Raw genomic sequence first — 17,695 nt, forward strand, 5'->3', positions numbered from 1 at the left:
CCACCACCGCCCGCACCAACCGCGGCACCTCCAACACACCCCCACGCACCCGCAACTCCGACTCACCCGACGCAACAACAGCCGAAAGCAACCCGTCCGGCAGTCGGTCGCTGATTGGCGTGTCAGCGGTGTCGAGCAGCAGGAACCGGCCGGGGTTCTCGTTCTGCGCCGAGCGCACCAAACCCCAGACGGCCGCCTGCACCAGGCCGGGACCGCGCGCCACGAACAGCAGCCGGGAGTCCGCCCGTTCGTCGGCCAGCAGTCGCTGCACCGTGTCGAGGGCTTCTGCGGTCGCGGCGTGCACGGCTTCGAGGACGCCGTCCGTCGGGTCGTTCGGGACGGGCACGACGACGACGTCGTGATCGTCGGTGTCGGGCCGCACCGTCGCCTCACGCCACTCGACGCGGAACAATGAGTCGTGCGTTCGCCCGTGGACGGTCGCGGCTGGCTCACCGAAGACGACCCGGTCGATCGTCGCGACCACCTCGCCCGCGGTGTCGGTCAGCAGCACGGCCGTTCCGTCGTCGACCGGAGTCTGCCGGACCCGTACGGCGGTTGCGCCCTCGGCGTACAGGGTGAAGCCTTCCCAGCACAGCGGCACACCGTCACCTCGGACCGCCTCGTCGAGCAGCACGGGGTGCAGACCGAATCCGGTGACCGGCAGGTCGACCTCGACGGTCGGGCCGTCGTCACCGGTTCCCGGTGGCGCGGCGGGCGAAGCGGCGACCGTGCCGGTGGCGTGCATCGTCCAGGGCGTCTCCACCTGAGCGTCGGCCGGGCGGGAGTGGACCGTCACCGGCCGGTCGCCGCCGGTCGGCGCCTCGACCGTGACTCGCAGCGCGACGGCACCGTCCGGGTCCACGGTCAACGGCGCGTGCATCGTCAGTTGCCGGAGCGTGCCGCAGCCGACCTGGTCACCGGCCTGAACGGCCAGTTCGACCAGGACGCTGTTCGGGGCGACGACGACGTCACCGACCTGGTAATCGGCCAGCCACGGGTGGCCGGCGGCCGCGAGTTGACCGGTCAGCACCACGGTCTCGCTGTCCGGAAGCGTGATCGCCGCGCCCAGCAGGGGGTGATCGAGCCTGTTCAGGCCCAGACTGGCCGGATCACCGGCGACGGCAGCGGTGTCCAGCCAGAAGCGCTGCCGCTGGAACGCGTACGTCGGAAGCTCGACCACCCGGGCGCCAGCGGTGGCCGGCGCACCGATCCAGTCAACTCCGATGCCGGCGGTGTGCAGCCGGGCCACCGCGGCGGCGAAGGTCTGCGCCTCGTCGCGCTCGCGGCGCAGAGCGGTGACCACGGTGACAGCGGCGTCCCCCAGGCATTCCTGCGCCATGCCGGACAGCACCCCGTCGGGACCGAGCTCCAGCAACGCGGTCACACCATGGTCGAGTACCGCGGAGATCCCGTCGGCGAAGCGGACGGCCTCGCGAACGTGCCGCACCCAGTAGTCGGGGGAGCACAGCTCTTCGGCGGTGGCGATGCGTCCGGTGACGTTGGAGACGATTGGGATGCGCGGCGGGACGTACTCCATCACCCGCGCGTACCAGCGGAACTCCTGGAGCATCGGCTCCATTAGCGCGGAGTGGAACGCGTGGCTGACCCGCAGCCGGCGGACCCGGACCCCGTCGGCACGCCAGCGCTCGACGAGGTCGGCGACGGCCTGTTCCACGCCGGAGATCACCACCGACGACGGCCCGTTGATCGCGGCGATCGACACCCGGTCGTCGAGGGCGGCGCGGACGGTGGCCTCGTCGAGCGCGACCGCGGCCATCGCGCCGCCGGTGGGCAGCGCCTGCATCAGCCGGCCCCGGGCCGCGACCAGGATGCACGCGTCGGTCAGGGACAGCACGCCGGCGACGTGGGCCGCCGCGATTTCGCCGACCGAGTGGCCGATGAGGTAGTCCGGGCGTACACCCCGGGACTCGGCCAGCCGGTAGAGGGCCACCTCGACGGCGAACAGGCCGGCCTGGGCGTACACGGTCTCGTCGAGGTCGCCGGTCGTCGTGTCCGCGCCGAAGACCAGTTCGCGCAGGGAGACGCCGAGCTGACGGTCCAGCAGGCCGCAGATCTGATCGATCGCGGCGGCGAAGACCGGCTCGGTGTCGTAGAGCCGACGACCCATGCCGACACGCTGGCTGCCCTGGCCGGTGAACATCACCGCGAGCCGGGGCGTGGGACGAGCCGCGCCGGTGACCACGTTCGGGTCGGGTGTGCCGTTGGTCAGGCTGGTCAGGCCCTGCACGAGGGTCTCCCGGCCGGCGCCGAGGACGACAGCCCGGTGCTCGAACTGGGTCCGGCTCACGGCCAGAGACAGGCTGACGTCCGCGGGCTGCTGGTCCGGCTCGGCGGCCAGCCAGGTGAGCAGCCGCGAGGCCTGCTCCTGCAGGGCCTGCGGGGAACGGCCGGAGAGGATCCACGGTGTCGCCGGGTCGTCGCCGGCCGGCTCGGGTGCCGGAGCCGGTTCCGCTGGCGGCGCCTCCTCGATGATCACGTGCGCGTTGGTGCCGCTCATGCCGAACGACGAGACGCCGGCCCGGCGTGGCCGCTCGGCCCGGGGCCACGCCTGCGGCTCGGTCAGCAGCGACACCGCTCCTGCCGACCAGTCCACCTGCTCGGTCGGCTCGTCCGCGTGCAGCGTCCGAGGCAGCATCCCGTGGCGCAGCGCCTGCACCATCTTGATCACACCAGCGACTCCGGCCGCGGCCTGGGTGTGCCCGATGTTCGACTTGATCGAGCCCAGCCACAACGGCCGCCCCTGCGGACGGTCCTGCCCATAGGTGCCCAGCAGCGCCTGCGCCTCGATCGGGTCACCCAACCGGGTCCCGGTGCCATGCGCCTCCACCGCGTCCACGTCAACCGGCGACAGCCCCGCGTTCGCCAACGCCTGCCGGATGACCCGCCGCTGGGACGGGCCGTTCGGCGCGGTCAGGCCGTTCGACGCGCCGTCGGAGTTGATGGCGCTGCCGCGGATGACGGCGAGGACCGGGTGCCCGTTGCGGCGGGCGTCGGAGAGCCGCTCCAGGACCAGCATGCCGGCGCCCTCAGCCCAGCCGGTGCCGTCCGCGCCGACTCCGAACGCCTTGCAGCGCCCGTCCGGGGCCAGTCCACGCTGGCGGCTGAACGCCATGAAGCCGCCAGGGCTCGACATGACCGCGGCGCCGCCAGCCACCGCCAGCGAGCACTCGCCGCGGTGCAGCGACTGGGCGGCAAGATGCAGCGCCACCAGCGATGCGGAGCAGGCGGTGTCGACGGTGACCGTCGGGCCTTCGAAGCCGAAGGTGTAGGCGATACGTCCAGAGGCGACGCTGGCGGCAGTGCCGGTGAGCAGGTAGCCCTCCAGTCCGTCGCTGGCGTCCTGTAGCCGGGGGCCGTACTCCTGATTCTCGACCCCGACGAAGACGCCGGCCTGCCGGCCGCGCATCGAGCGCGGTTCGATGCCGGCGCGTTCGAGCGCCTCCCAGGTGGTTTCGAGCAGCAGCCGCTGCTGCGGGTCCATCGCGACTGCCTCGCGCGGGGACACGCCGAAGAACTCGGCGTCAAAGTCGGCGGCGTCGCGGAGGAAGCCACCGTGCCGGGTGTAGGCGGTGCCGGGCTCGTCGGGGTCCTCCGAGTACAGGGTGGCAAGGTTCCAGCCCCGGTCGTCCGGGAACGGGCCGATGGCGTCCTCGCCGGCGTGCAGCAGCGCCCAGAGCTCGGTGGGCGAGCCGATGCCGCCGGGCAGCCGGCAGCCCATGCCGACGACCACCACGGGGTCGTCGACGACCGGGCCGGGCGCGGTCTCGGCCGACCAGGCGACCTGCGCCTCGCTGTCGCCGGTGAGACGGCTCTGCAGGTAGCGGGCGAGCGCTCGCGGGGTCGGGTAGTCGAACGGCATCGTCACCGGCAGGTCCAGCCCGGTCTCACCGCTCAGGCGGCTGTGCAGGTCGACTGCGGCCAGGGAATGGAAGCCGAGGTCCATGAAGGAGACGTCGGCGTCCACGGTGCCGTCACCCAACTCGGCGGCCTGCAGGACCCGGGCGGTCACCGCGGTCACCAGGTCGAGCACCGCGACGTCCGCCCGCGAACCGTTTTCCCCGTGCTGCCCCATATTATCCGCTCCACAACTCCGCCGGCCCGGCCCTGAAAGAGAACGCGACTCGCGGCGACATTACGTGGGCGCCGGAAACGCAACACACCCCTACGGACCCCACCGCGACCGGGGTCAGGCAGGCGTCAGCAACGTACGCAGGGCCGCTTTCGGGTCGACGTTCACGACCTCGAAATTGCGGCGCGTGCAATCGACCCGGCGGAAGAGGTTCTCCGGCCCGGTGATGTACATCCGCTTGACCCCTGATTCGATCAGCGTGGCGACCATCGCCGGCCAGTCGATCGCGCGGTCGAACGTGTCGAGCAGCATTCTCCGCATGTCGTCCGCAGTGGTTACCAGCCGGCCGTCCTGATCGGCGATGACCGGCATCCGGGGTGCTTCGATCGCATATCGTCCGATCACCGATTCCTCGACACGGCGGCGCAGGCCGTCGAATATTCCGGCGTGCACCGGCGGGCGCATGGTGTACATCGAATAGCCGCCCATGTCGCTGATCGCCTGCTTGAGTTCGTCCAGCAGGCCCGCGCGGATCGACAGCATGAGAAAGCCACGGTCGAGGCGGCCGGAGATGTCGTACCACCCGCCGCGACGGGTCAGGTCGTCCAGGTACGCCTGGAGGCGGTCCTCGGGCACCCGGACGAACGAGTGCGTGACCACGTCCGTGTGCTGGTCGGCGAAGTAGTCGCGTTCGCACCGGGCGAGCTCGGCGGTCATCCGCACCACGTCGCCGAAGTCCATCGACCCGGCCCAGTAGGCGGCGGCCTTCTGCCCGAAGCTGGGTCCGGCGCAGACTTCCGCGCGCATGCCGCCCTCGGCCACCGCCCGGTCGGCGAGCGCCACCGAATTGACGAGGAATGCGATCTGGGTGTATTCGGAATAGTCGTCGTCGGATTCGTAGAAGCGGTCCAGGAGGCTGTATCCGAGAACCTCGTCGGTGGTGGCTATACGACGGCGCGCGTACGGGTCGAGGACCATGAACCTCCCGACCGTGGAGAAATTAGAAGGTCCCATTCCCGGGAAAACAACCGCTGTCTTCTGTTCCATCGAGATTCACCCACAGTCAGCCGGCGGACAGCTTTGCCGACGATAGTCACCGGTCCGGTCCCGGGGCTACCCCCATCAACCCCTATCGGACCCCCAGCCGGCATGCCCGCGCCCGGTTAGGGGGGATCGTCGCCCGGCGGATAGGGGTTGTCCTGCAACGACGGCCGCAAATAGCGTCGTCGAACGTGCACGACCGAGCCGGACGGTTCCGAATCCAGATCAGTATTGCCGACTCAGGCTAAAGGGCGTATGCGATGACTGCAGCCGATTCCCCTCCGGTGACGATGCTAGTGCCGGACTTCCCGTTCTCCTACGACGGGTGGCTCGGCCACCCCGCCGGGCTGGGCACGCTGCCACCGGAGCGGGCCGGCACCCCGGTGGCGGTGATCGGCGGTGGGATGGCGGGGCTCACCGCGGCGTACGAGCTGATGCGCCTGGGCCTGCGGCCGGTGATGTACGAGGCCGACCAGATCGGCGGCCGGATGCGCTCGGTGTCGTTCCCGGGCCATCCGGGCCAGGTGGCCGAGATGGGCGCGATGCGGTTCCCGGTGGCGGCCCGTTCCCTGTTCCACTACATCGACCTGCTCGGGTTGCCCACCCGCCCGTTCCCGAACCCGCTGGCCCCGACCACGCCGAGCACGGTGATCGATCTGAACGGCGAGCGCGAGTTCGCTCGGACCGACGCCGACCTGCCGCAGCAGTACCAGACCGTGACCGAGCTGTGGACCAAGGCGCTTCAGGAGCGGGCCGAGCTGTCCACCCTGCGCAGCGCGCTGCGCGACCGCGATCTGCCCACCCTCAAGACCATTTGGAACCGCCTGGTCGAGGAGTACGACGACCAGTCGTTCTACGGTTTCCTCGCGACCAGCCCCGGCTTCGACTCGTTCCGGTACCGGGAGCTGTTCGGCCAGGTCGGCTTCGGGACCGGTGGCTGGGACACCGACTTTCCGAACTCAATCCTGGAGATCTTCCGGGTGGTGTCCACCGAGGCCGACGAGAACCACGTCGCGATCCTGGGCGGCTCACAGCAGCTCCCCCGCGGGTTGTGGGAGCACCGCCCGGCGGACCTCGCGCACTGGCCGGCCGGCACATCGCTGACCCGGCTGCACGGCGGCTCGCCCCGTCCCGGGGTGACCGGGCTGCGCCGGGTCGGCCGCGACATCCTGGTCGAGGACGCCGGCGGCGGGGTGGTCCGCTATCCCGCCGTGGTCTACACGCCGCACGTTTGGACGCTGCTGAACCGGGTCCGCTGTGACGAGGCGCTGATGCCGACCCCGCTGTGGACAGCGGTCGAGCGTACCCACTACATGGGCTCGTCGAAGCTGTTCGTCCTGGTCGACCGTCCGTTCTGGCGCGACGTCGACCCGGCGACCGGCCGTGAGGTGCTCAGCATGACGCTGAGCGACCGGATCATACGGGGCCTGTACCTGTTCGACGACGGGCCGCAGCACCCCGCGGTGATGTGTCTGTCGTACACCTGGAACGACGACTCCCAGAAGGTCGCCACGCTCTCGGCCGGCGAGCGGCTCGACGTGCTGCTGGACCGGCTCGCCTCGATCTATCCCGCGGTGGACATCCGGGCGCACGTGATCGGCGAGCCGCTCGCGGTCAGTTGGGAGAACGAGCCGCACTTCATGGGCGCCTTCAAGGCCAACCTGCCCGGCCACTACCGGTATCAGCGCCGGTTGTTCACCCAGTTCATGCAACACGACATGGCGGCGGAGCACCGCGGCTTCTTCCTGTGCGGCGACGACGTGTCATGGACCGCTGGTTTCGCCGAGGGGGCGGTCACCACCGCCCTCAACGCGGTGTGGGGCGTGCTCAACCACCTGGGCGGGGCAGCCGATCCGGCAAATCCTGGCCCGGGCGACCTCTTCCACAGCCTGGCGCCGCTCGAACTTCCCTACACCTGAGCCAGCCGCGGCGACGACTGCCAAGAGAGGAAAACACCATGACGAGCACGGGATTCGAGCCGCGGGCCACCGCGTTCAGCACCGTGACCGACGCGCTGCGGCTGCGCCGGGAGAAGCAGCCGGACGAGGTCGTCTACGTTTTTCTGCGAGATGGCGAGGAGCCCGACGGCTCGCTGACCTACCGGGAGTTGGACGCCGCCGCCCGGCTGCGCGCCGGGGCGCTGGCCGAGGCCGGTCTTGCCGGTGGTCGGGCCGTGCTGCTGTACCCGTCCGGGCTGGAATTCATCCGTACCCTGCTGGGCTGCCTGCACGCCCGGATCGCCGCCGCGCCGGTGCAGGCACCCAATCGGCGTAGCAGCCTGCGGCGTCTGCGGCGGATCGCCGACGACGCCGGCACCACGACGGTGCTGACCACTGGCGCGATCAAGCAGCGCCTTGAGACGGACTTCGCCGACGCGCCCGAGCTGTGGGGGTTGACGCTGATCGACACCGAATCGCTCACCGCGCCGACCGCCGACTGGATCGGTGCCGCGCCGGAGCCGGACGACATCGCGCTGCTGCAGTACACCTCGGGCTCGACCGGTGACCCGAAGGGCGTGATAGTCACCCACGCGAACTTCCTGGCCAATGTCGCCGAGACCGAGGAGTCGTGGCCGCTGCGCCCCGACGACGTCATCGTCTCCTGGCTGCCGCTCTTCCACGACATGGGGATGCTGTTCGGCATCATGCTGCCGCTGTGCTCCGGCACCCCGGTCTACCTGATGGCGCCCGAGGCGTTCATCCGCCGCCCCGAGCGCTGGCTGCATGCCATCTCCCGGTTCCGTGGCACGCACGCGGCGGCGCCGAGCTTCGCGTACGACCTGTGTGTGCGCGCCGGCGCGGCAGCCCTCGGCGACACCCTCGACCTGTCCTCGTGGCGGGTCGCCGCCAACGGCGCGGAGCCGGTGCGCTGGCACACCATCGAGGCGTTCACCGAGCGGTTCGCCGCCGCCGGGTTCGCCGCGGAGGCGATGTGCGCCGGGTACGGTCTCGCCGAGAACACTCTCAAGGCGACTGCCGCCGCCGAGGAGGACCTGCCCAGCGTACGGTGGGTGTCGAGCCAGGCGCTGCGCGAGGGCCGGGCCGAACCGGCCGCCGACGGCGCGGAGGGCGCGCAGCCACTGGTCGGGTTGGGCCGGGCGGTTGGCCGCACCACGGTACGCGTCGTCGACCCGCAGAACGGCGGCGTCTGCCCACCGGGCGTCGTCGGTGAGATCTGGATTCACGGTCCGTGTGTCGCCACGGGCTACCTGGACCGTCCGCGCGAGACCGATGAGACGTTCGCCGCCCGGATCGCCGGCGACCCGTCGGGCCAGGCACACCTGCGTACCGGTGACCTGGGTTTCCTGCTCGACGGTGAGCTGTTCGTCACCGGCAGACTCAAGGACGTCATCATTCGCAACGGGCGCAATTTCTATCCCCAGGACATCGAACTGCTGGCGGAGTCCTCGGTGGACGGGCTGCAGACCAACTGCGCGGCCGCGTTCTCGGTCGACGACGGGCTGACCGAGCAGTTGATCGTCGTGGTGGAGGCCGACGGGCGGGTGTTGCGGGCCACCGGAGCCGACGAGCTCAGGAAGCGCGTCCACGCCGCGATCCGCGACGGTGTGCGGCTGGACGCCGACCGGGTCGTGGTGGTCCGGCGCGGCGTCGTGCCGCGGACCTCCAGCGGGAAGGTGCAGCGGCGCGCCTGCCGCGCGCTGTATCTGAACGGCGAGTTGAAGTCGGCCGAGTCGGCCGCGGTGGTCCGGGCGGGTGCCGCCGATGTCCGCTGACGAGAGCACGGCAAGCACCGCGGAGCGCATCGCCGAACTGGCCAACCGACGCGCGGAACTGGTGGCCATGGCCGAGACCGACGCGGTACGCCGCCAGCACGAGAAGGGCAAGATGACCGCGCGGGAGCGGATCGACGCGCTCTTCGACGCGGGATCCTTCGTCGAGCTGGACGCCTTCGCCCGGCACCGCAGCCGCGACTTCGGGATGGATCGACACCGGCCGCTGGGCGACGGTGTGGTCACCGGCTACGGCACCATCGACGGCCGGCGGGTCTGCGTCTTCGCCCAGGACTTCACGGTCTTCGGGGGGAGCCTCGGCGAGGTGTACGGCGAGAAGATCGTCAAGATCATGGATCTGGCGCTCAAGACCGGCTGCCCGATCATCGGGATCAACGACTCCGGTGGTGCGCGCATTCAGGAGGGTGTCGTCTCCCTGGCCTTCTACGCCGAGCTGGTCAAGCGCCACGTCGCCGCGTCCGGGGTCATCCCGCAGATCTCCCTCATGGTGGGTCCGTGCGCCGGTGGCGCGGTGTACGCGCCGGCGGTCACCGACCTCGTTGTCATGGTCGAGAACATCTCGCACATGTTCGTGACCGGGCCCGAGGTGCTGCACACCGTCACGGGCCGGCGGGTGGACCGTGAGGAGCTCGGCGGCGCCATGCGCCACAACACCGTCTCGGGTTCCTCGCACTACCTGGCCCAGGACGAGAAGGACGCATTCGAGTACATCCGTGTGGTGCTCAGTCACCTGCCCTCGAACAACATGCAGGAGCCGCCGGTCTACGACGCCCCGGTGGTCGCCGAGATCACCGCCGAGGACCGGGAGCTCGATGGGCTCATCCCGGATCGGCCCAACCAGCCGTACGACATGCAGCGGGTGGTGCGGGCCGTGTTGGACGACGGCGAACTGCTCGAGACCCAGCAACTGTTCGCCCGCAACATCATCTGTGGCTTCGGCCGGGTCGCCGGGCGCAGCGTCGGCGTCGTGGCCAACCAGCCGATGGTCTCGGCGGCGGCTCTGGACATCGACGCCTGCGAGAAGGCAGCCCGGTTCATCCGCATGTGCGACGCGTTCCACGTGCCGGTGCTGACCTTCGTCGACGTACCTGGCTTCCTGCCCGCCGTGGAGCAGGAGACCGACGGCATCATTCGACGCGGCGCGAAGCTGATCTACGCGTACGCCGAGGCCACCGTACCCATGGTCACGGTGGTCACTCGCAAGGCTTACGGGGGTGGCTACGGTGTCATGGGCTCCAAGCACCTCGGCATCGACATCAACCTGGCCTGGCCCACGGCGGAGATCGCGGTCATGGGTGGTGAGAGCGCCGTGACGGTCCTGCACCGACGCGCTGTCGCGGAGGCCGCCGACCCGGCCGCCGAGCGCCTGCGGCTGCGCGCGGAATACGAGCGCGCACTGTGCAACCCGTACGTGGCCGCGGAGCGCGGCTACGTCGACGAGGTGATCATGCCGCACGAGACCCGGCTCGCCGTGACCCGGGCGCTCGAGGCGCTGCGCGACAAGCGCACGACCCGGATCGCGCGCAAGCACGGGAACATCCCGCTGTGAGCGCCGCGATGCCGCGCCTCGTGGTGCACGGCGACCCGAGCGACGAGGAGTTGGCCACGATCGTGGTGGCCGCGTTGTTGCGGTCCCGCTCCGCCGCGGCGGCTGGTGCGGCCTGGGCGGCCCCCGCGCGGCGGATGACCGGCCGGCCGGTCGAGCTCGGGCAGGGTGCCTGGCGGACCGCCGGCTGGATGCCGCCGCCGACCCGATGACCGGCACCGGAGAAGACTGGAGAGCTGTCGTGCACAAGGTTCTCATCGCCAATCGTGGCGAGATCGCGGTCCGCATCGCGCGGGCCTGCTCCGACGAAGGGCTCACCAGCGTCGCGGTCTACGCCGAGCCCGATCGCGACGCCCTGCACGTACGGGTCTGCGACGAGGCGTACGCGCTCGGCGGCGAGACCCCCGCCACCAGCTACCTGGACACGGCCAAGGTGCTGAGGGCGGCCGTCGACTCCGGGGCCGACGCCGTGCATCCCGGATACGGGTTCCTCTCCGAGAACGCCGATTTCGCCCAGGCGGTGCTGGACGCCGGCCTCACCTGGATCGGCCCGCCGCCGGCGGCGATCCGGGCCTTGGGCGACAAGGTCACCGCCCGGCACATCGCCGAGCGGGTGGGCGCCCCCTTGGTGGCCGGCACGCCGGGTCCGGTGGCCGGTGCCGACGAGGTCGTCGCGTTCGCCCGCGAGCACGGGCTGCCGGTGGCGATCAAGGCCGCGTTCGGTGGTGGCGGCCGGGGTCTGAAGGTCGCCCGGGCCCTGGCGGACATCCCCGAGCTCTACCAATCCGCGGTCCGGGAGGCGGTCGCGGCGTTCGGCCGGGGAGAGTGTTTCGTCGAGCGGTATCTCGACGGGCCCCGGCACGTCGAGACGCAGTGTCTGGCCGACCGGCACGGCTCCGTGGTGGTGGTGTCCACCCGGGACTGCACTCTGCAGCGACGCCACCAGAAGCTCGTCGAGGAGGCGCCCGCGCCGTTTCTCTCGCTGGCGCAGCAGGAGGCGTTGTACCGCGCCTCCAAGGCGATCCTCCGGGAGGCGGGCTACGTCGGTGCCGGGACCTGCGAGTTTCTCGTCGCCCGCGACGGCACCATCTCGTTTCTGGAGGTCAACACCCGGTTGCAGGTCGAGCATCCGGTCACCGAGGAGGTGACCGGCATTGACCTGGTGCGGGAGATGTTCCGGATCGCCCGCGGCGAGCCGCTGGGTTACCAGGATCCGCCGGCACATGGACATTCGATCGAGTTCCGGATCAACGGCGAGGATCCCGGCCGTGACTTCCTGCCGGCGCCAGGGGCTCTCACCCGCTTCGTCGCGCCGGCTGGTCCCGGCGTGCGACTCGACGCCGGCGTCGAGACCGGTTCGGTGATCGGGCCGGCCTGGGACTCCATGCTGGCCAAGCTCGTCGTCACCGGGCGGGACCGGCAGCAGGCGTTGCAGCGGGCCCGCCGGGCGCTGGCCGAGTTTCAGATCGAGGGTATGGCGACGACCCTGCCGTTCCACCGCGCGGTGGTCACCGACCCAGCGTTCGCGCCTGCCGGCGTCGATGACGAGTTCGAGGTGCACACCCGGTGGATCGAGACCGCGTTCGCCAACCGACTCACCCCGTATGCGGGGCCCGCGGAGGGCCTGCCCGGCCCGGAGGGCCGGGAGACCGTGGTGGTGGAGGTCGCTGGCAGACGTGTCGAGGTCACCGTGCCCGCAGGCCTGGGCAGGGCATCCGCGACGGGCCGTCGGCTCAACCGTCCCCCGCAGCGCCTCGCCGCGGCCGGCGGTGCGCCGACCGGGGGTGGCGAGGCACTGACCTCCCCGATGCACGGCACGATCACGAAGGTCGCGGTCGTCGACGGGCAGCGGGTGCGGGCCGGCGACCTGATCGTCGTGCTGGAGGCGATGAAGATGGAGCAGCCGCTGCAGGCGCACCGGGCGGGCACCATCAAGGGCATAACCGCCGAGATCGGTACGCACGTGCAGAGCGGGGCGCTCATCTGCGAGATCAAGGACTGAGGTCGGGGCGCCGCCCGGCTCGCCACACCACCGCGCGCGGTGATGTCCCGCGGGAACGTCGAGCCGGGCGGCGCACCTGCGCGGCTACTGCTGCGTCGACTCGGCCGACGCCGCCACCCGCTGTCGGGTGGTCCGGAGCCAGATCACCGTGTACACGCCGAGACCGACCAGGGCGATGGGGTGACTCGCCGCGAGCACCTGCTGGGCGGCGCTCAGGTGCAGAGCGTCGTGGTTCCACGGATCCCAGGTGATCGCGATGTGGAAGCGACCGATGATCAGCAGGAACAGCGCGAGAACACCCGCCCAGACGCCGACCGAACGGCGCATCCCGCTCGCGATGATGAGCATCGCGGGCGCGAACCAGACCCAGTGGTGCAGCCACCCCTGGGGGGTCACCGCCGCCGCGGTCAGCCCGACGGCCGTCAGGGCGGCGAGTTCCTGTCCGCGCCCATGCAGCGCCACCGCGAGCGCTGTCCCCGCGATGATGACGAGCACCGCCAACGTCACCCAGATCGCCTCGTTGTCATGCCCCAGGGCGCGGACGGTGATACCCCGCACGGTCTGGTTCAGCACGATGTCCGGTCGGGGCCAGACGCGCGAACTGTCCCAGAGCACGGAGGTCCAGTAGTGCCATGACGCCGACGGCTGAAGTGCGAACCCGGCCACGACCGTGGCCAGGAAGGCGGCCGTCGCGACCCCGGCGGCCCGGAACTGACGAGTCACGAGCAGGTAGATGATGAAGAGCCCCGGCACGAGCTTGATACCGGCGGCGATCCCGACACCGATACCCCGCCACCGCTCACGCGCCGGCCGCAGGAGATCGGCGAGGACGAGGACGAGCAGCAGCAGGTTCACCTGACCGCTGAACATGTCGTCGCCGACCGTTTCGATCAGCATCACCGCGAGGAATACCGCCACCACCGACCACACCACGCGGCGTCGGACCGGGGTCTCCCGCCGGCCGAGGTAGACCCAGACGCCGGCCATCAGGATCACGATCTTGACGAACTGCAGTACTGGCCCGATCAGTCCCAGCGGTATCCACGCGATGGGCGCGAACACGGCCAGCGCGAAGGGCGGGTAGGTGAACGCGGGGATCAGATCGTAGAGGTACTTCCCGTCCACGACCGAGCGGACCGAACCCAGGTAGATGCCAAGGTCGGCGTCGCTGAACTCGGCCCACGGCGGGCCCACGGTGACGTAGAAGAGCTGTCGAAGCGTCATGTATGCGGCCGCGAAGGCCACAAAGACGAGCAGTGGTCGTTGCCATGCGTCCCGGGTTCGAGGAACGTCCTGCGTGGGCTGGTGCTCGATCGTCGTCATCGTGTCCTCTCCAGTACTCGTGGCCAGGATTCGTCGTCGCTGGCCGCAGGCGGCGCGAGGTGCGGCGCGCCGATGGTCCGCACAGGTTGACGCCACCGTGCCTGTCGGGGATCCACGCGGGCTGTTGAGGCCCGCCTCGCTGCGGTGTGCACCTCGACGCCGACCGCACGCCCGGTCCGCCGGCCGGTCGGTGGTCCGCTCGCCTACCGGGCCCGGACCGCCCAGCGGGCGCGCGGTACGGGCTCCTACCAGCTCGCGCTCCACTGCTGGGCGACGCGGAGAACGGCAGGGCCACCGGCAGAACATAACGGCGGGCGAGTCCGTTCTGGTCCGGTAGACACCCCTGACTTCGATAGGGGTGGCGATCCCGAGGTGTCGATGGCTGGGGCGCCGGCGGGCAGCCCGCCGAGCCGCCCGGGGCCGGCCCACCAGGGTGACGGTCAACTGGCACTGGCCCGTCCCAGGGCACAAAATCCTAGTTGAAACATAGGATATGTGGGTTAGCGTCATATCTATGACCAGCCAGCACACCCTGCTTCGGGGCACCGCCATCGCGGCGATGCTGCCGTAGCTGGACGGCCGCCTGCGGCTGCTGCCGCTAAGCGAGCGTCACCCGCTTCTCCCACCTGCGGCGCACCGGCTCGACGACGACCGGCAGCCGCCCTCTCGAACCGATCAACGTAGGCGCGCCAAGCCGTCAGCTGGGCTCCTGCCGGGTCACCAGGCCGGGTGCCCGCCGGCCAACACGCGCTCCCGCCCGCCGCGCCCCTGATCGGCAGTCACGGCGACGGCACCGCCCCTCGACCACGCAGGGCGCAGTCCCGTCGTGCCACCAGCCACAAAGGAGTCGGACATGACGGCACCACCCCTCCTGGATCGCCGGGCCCTCCTGACCGCCACCCTCGGCATGGTCACGCTGGGCCTGACCGGCTGCGCCGTCGACGAGACGCCCGCCGTCGCCCTGGCGGCCGGCGCGCCCCTGCCGCAGGCCGTACCGAAGGGCACCACGCCCGTCAACGGAGACAAGGAGCACCAGAAGGCGATCGAGTTCTCCGGCGAGGCGGAGAAGCTCAACTTCGAGGTGCGGTGGGCGAACATCAGCGGCGGCCCGAGTGCCCACGACGTGCGCGCCATCGGCGGCCGGGGTGATCAGGATTGCGTCGGTCACGCCGTCGATGTGCAGCGTGAGGCCCGGTGTCCAACTCAAGGCCCGCAGCAGCGCCCGAGCGGTGACCCGGCCGGCGGTGTCGGGTCGCCCCACGTCGAACAGCACGCCACCGCCAATTTGGGCGGCGGGCGCGGGCAGTGTCGGCAGCGGCACCGGCTCCGGCGACGCGACCGGCAGTGGGGTGGGAACGAGCGCCTCGACGAGCTGCTCATCGAGCCAGCGAGGGCGCGGGCGGTCGAGATTCACCTTCGCCCCCGCCAGGGCGAGGGCGAGGGTGTCAGCGCAGGTGGCGCCGCCTCCCTGGAGTCGGTGCGCACATATGAGTCGTCGCTGCTCGCGTCCCCACGCGAGAGAAAGTTGATCTCGCGTGGATGTCCACGAACTGTGGTGTCCGAGGAGCGAAACCAGGCATGGGTGCCCGAGGCGTGCACTCTGCCGAGCGTGCAACGGCCGCTGCGGTCCGCCGAGTTCGACGACCTGTTCACCACCGCCCTGCGAGAGCAGCAACGTCTGTCCCCCACCCACCTGCGGTGGCGTCTCGACCCGACCGCCGAGGCGACCGCCCGGGACCTGACCGACCGGGAAAGCTCCTGCTGCTCGTTCTTCACCTTCACCATCACCGTCGACACCGACACGCTGCGCCTCGACGTGCAGGTGCCGGCCGCGCACGTCGACGTCCTCGACGGGCTAGCGCACCGGGCCGCCGCTGGGATGACGGCATGAGCGGGCTGCGCAGCAGCGAGGTCGCTGCCGCAGCGGGGGTAAACCCACAGACGCTTCGCTACTACGAACGCCGCGGCCTGCTCGCCGAACCAGAGCGAACCCTGGGCGGGCACCGCCTCTACCCCGCCGAAGGGTCACCGTACTGAGGGTGACCAAGGCGGCGTAGGGGCTCGCGTTCACCCTCGACGAAGTCGCCGACCTGCTCGACGCGGGCCAACACCGTCACGGCCGCCACCCCGACGCCGGTCTGCGGGTCCGCGCCCAAACAAAACTCGCCGACGCTGAATCTCAACAAAGCCAGGTACCACCTCGGCCAGATGTTCGGAGAGCTCGCGCACCGCCGGCTGACGTGCGCGGATAAGCCGCTAACCGCGCATCACGCATTGTCCCCGGCGGTCGAGCGGATGCTCGGTATGCCTACACAGTGCACTAACCGATTGCCACCAACTCCGGCCCGACAGTCCTGCGACCAGCGCCAGCGGACTGCTTGTCCGACTCGACTGCGAAGATCCTTCGTAGGAATATCGGCGTGTCGGACAACCAGCGTGACGATCTCGAGGATCCCCTGACTCGATGGCTCAACGGGCAGCCGCAGGCCGACCCGCAACCACCTACCGAACGGCGGCGTGGTCTGCGGTTTGCGTTCTACGGTCGGATGTCGACTGTCGAGCACCAGGACCGGGTGACCTCCCGGCACTGGCAACGGGACTGCGCCACTGAACTCGTCGCCGCTCACGGGGTGATCGTCGCCGAGTACTTTGATGTCGGCTGCTCTCGCCGCCGCGGTTGGCGGCAGCGTCCGCAGGCCGCCGCGCTGCTGGCCGCGCTCGACGATCCGGATCGCGGGTTCGACGCGATCGTGGTCGGCGAGTACGAGCGGGCGTTCTCCGCCAATCAGCTGCAGCACCTGGCACCCGTGCTTGAACAGCACGCTGTGCAGCTGTGGCTGCCCGAGACGGACGGGCCGGTCGATCACCACGACCCGACCCACCAGGCGCTGATCATGATGCTGGGTAGCCAGTCGAAACGCGAGGTGCAGCGCGCCCGGTTCCGGGTCGTCACGGCGATGCGGGCCCAAGCGCGAGAGCAGGGACGGTATCTCGGAGGCCGGCCGCCCTACGGCTACCGACTCGCGGACGCCGGCCCTCATCCAAACGCCGCCCAAGCGCGATGGGGTCGCCGGCTTCAACGCCTCGAACCGGATCCGGCCACGGCCGGACACGTGCGGTGGATGTTCGCCCAACGCCTGGACGGCCAGAGTCTCGCCAGCATCGCGCGCGCCCTCAACGACGCCGGGATACCGTGCCCGTCGGGCATCGATCCCGACCGAAATCCCCACCGCAGTGGCGACCGGTGGACCCTACGAACGGTCGCGGCGATACTCGCCAACCCTCGCTACACGGTCGGCAGGTCTGGAACCGGCAACCCGCGCACACCGACGCCGACGCTAGCCGCTCGGAGCGAGAACCGATCCGGCGGAACCCGACCGTGGACTGGGTGGTCTCCACGCAACAGGCCCACACCGCGCTGGTCAGCGAACAGGACTTCGTCGCCGTCCAAACCATCCGCTCCCACCGCAGCGCCCACGACGGCACCACCCGCCGCTACCTCTTCACCGGCCTACTGCGCTGCGGACCATGCGGCCGACGATTGGAATCTCACTGGATCAACCAACGCCCCGGCTACCGATGCCGCCACGGCCACACCAGCACCCAACAGCCCACTAATCACCGGCGCAAGATCCTCTACCTCCGGGAAGACCACATCATCGCAAGACTCACCGACCATCCCCGCCTCCCCAGCGGCATCCAGACCCCACATGACCTGGTCGCACTCCTGCACAAGAGGAAGATCACCATCGTCTGCGACCAGGAGCAGTGCACACCAACCACAGAAAGATCCGCGCAGGCCAACCTGCGCGGATCATGATCTATATGTGGTAATGATGTGTCCGAGGGGGGACTTGAACCCCCACGCGCCGTGCCGTTGACCTGCGCCGATCCTATGGGCCCTGCTCCGGTCGTGTCTAGTCGTGCTCCCTTGTGGCCGCT

Annotated in this window: 11 protein-coding genes and 1 pseudogene; 9 read left to right on the forward strand and 3 right to left on the reverse strand. The window is 70.3% G+C overall.

The window, feature by feature from the left end; translation table 11 throughout:
- Nucleotides 1-4,093, reverse strand: a 4,093-nt coding sequence (locus tag AB0C25_RS36270; RefSeq protein WP_357379578.1) for a beta-ketoacyl synthase N-terminal-like domain-containing protein, incomplete at its 3' end; no start/stop codon positions are given.
- A gap of 114 nt (nt 4,094-4,207) precedes the next feature.
- A complete protein-coding gene (locus AB0C25_RS36275) occupies nt 4,208-5,137 on the reverse strand; it encodes an ACP S-malonyltransferase (protein WP_357379580.1) in 930 nt (309 codons plus the stop codon).
- 284 nt (nt 5,138-5,421) lie between these two features.
- Here AB0C25_RS36275 and AB0C25_RS36280 point away from each other — a divergent pair, with 284 nt between their 5' ends.
- The 5 genes from AB0C25_RS36280 to AB0C25_RS36300 are packed head-to-tail and all read left to right on the forward strand — an operon-like array spanning nt 5,422 to nt 12,430.
- Nucleotides 5,422-7,050 (forward strand): NAD(P)/FAD-dependent oxidoreductase, encoded by a 1,629-nt coding sequence (locus tag AB0C25_RS36280; protein ID WP_357379598.1) that lies wholly within the window; start codon nt 5,422-5,424, stop codon nt 7,048-7,050.
- A gap of 38 nt (nt 7,051-7,088) precedes the next feature.
- Nucleotides 7,089-8,864 (forward strand): fatty acyl-AMP ligase, encoded by a 1,776-nt coding sequence (locus tag AB0C25_RS36285; RefSeq protein WP_357379582.1) that lies wholly within the window; start codon nt 7,089-7,091, stop codon nt 8,862-8,864.
- Nucleotides 8,854-10,431, forward strand: a complete 1,578-nt coding sequence (locus AB0C25_RS36290; protein WP_357379584.1) for an acyl-CoA carboxylase subunit beta — start codon at nt 8,854-8,856, stop codon at nt 10,429-10,431. The genes AB0C25_RS36285 and AB0C25_RS36290 overlap by 11 nt, the downstream gene beginning before the upstream one ends.
- Nucleotides 10,428-10,640, forward strand: coding sequence for an acyl-CoA carboxylase epsilon subunit (locus AB0C25_RS36295; RefSeq protein ID WP_357379586.1), 213 nt, complete (start codon nt 10,428-10,430; stop codon nt 10,638-10,640). The genes AB0C25_RS36290 and AB0C25_RS36295 overlap by 4 nt, the downstream gene beginning before the upstream one ends.
- Before the next feature lie 29 nt (nt 10,641-10,669).
- Nucleotides 10,670-12,430: a biotin carboxylase N-terminal domain-containing protein gene (locus AB0C25_RS36300; RefSeq protein WP_357379588.1), complete on the forward strand. Its 1,761-nt coding sequence runs from the start codon at nt 10,670-10,672 to the stop codon at nt 12,428-12,430.
- An 84-nt stretch (nt 12,431-12,514) separates the two neighbouring features.
- On the opposite strand, the gene AB0C25_RS36305 is transcribed toward AB0C25_RS36300, so the two are convergent.
- Nucleotides 12,515-13,753: a glycosyltransferase 87 family protein gene (locus AB0C25_RS36305; RefSeq protein WP_357379590.1), complete on the reverse strand. Its 1,239-nt coding sequence runs from the start codon at nt 13,751-13,753 to the stop codon at nt 12,515-12,517.
- 853 nt (nt 13,754-14,606) lie between these two features.
- Between AB0C25_RS36305 and AB0C25_RS36310 the strand changes: the two genes are divergently transcribed.
- The 4 genes and pseudogenes from AB0C25_RS36310 (at nt 14,607) to AB0C25_RS36325 (ending at nt 17,573) form a co-directional block, all read left to right on the forward strand.
- Nucleotides 14,607-15,644 (forward strand): hypothetical protein, encoded by a 1,038-nt coding sequence (locus AB0C25_RS36310; RefSeq protein ID WP_357379592.1) that lies wholly within the window; start codon nt 14,607-14,609, stop codon nt 15,642-15,644.
- Nucleotides 15,641-15,790, forward strand: coding sequence for a MerR family DNA-binding transcriptional regulator (locus AB0C25_RS36315; protein ID WP_357379594.1), 150 nt, complete (start codon nt 15,641-15,643; stop codon nt 15,788-15,790). The genes AB0C25_RS36310 and AB0C25_RS36315 overlap by 4 nt, the downstream gene beginning before the upstream one ends.
- Nucleotides 15,791-16,299: 509 nt before the next feature.
- Nucleotides 16,300-16,992, forward strand: a pseudogene (locus tag AB0C25_RS36320) (recombinase family protein); the annotation flags it as partial.
- A gap of 149 nt (nt 16,993-17,141) precedes the next feature.
- A complete protein-coding gene (locus AB0C25_RS36325; protein WP_357379596.1) occupies nt 17,142-17,573 on the forward strand; it encodes a zinc ribbon domain-containing protein in 432 nt (143 codons plus the stop codon).
- The last annotated feature ends 122 nt before the right edge of the window (nt 17,574-17,695 follow it).

This window comes from Micromonospora sp. NPDC048839, from assembly GCF_040649915.1.
GTDB lineage: Bacteria > Actinomycetota > Actinomycetes > Mycobacteriales > Micromonosporaceae > Micromonospora.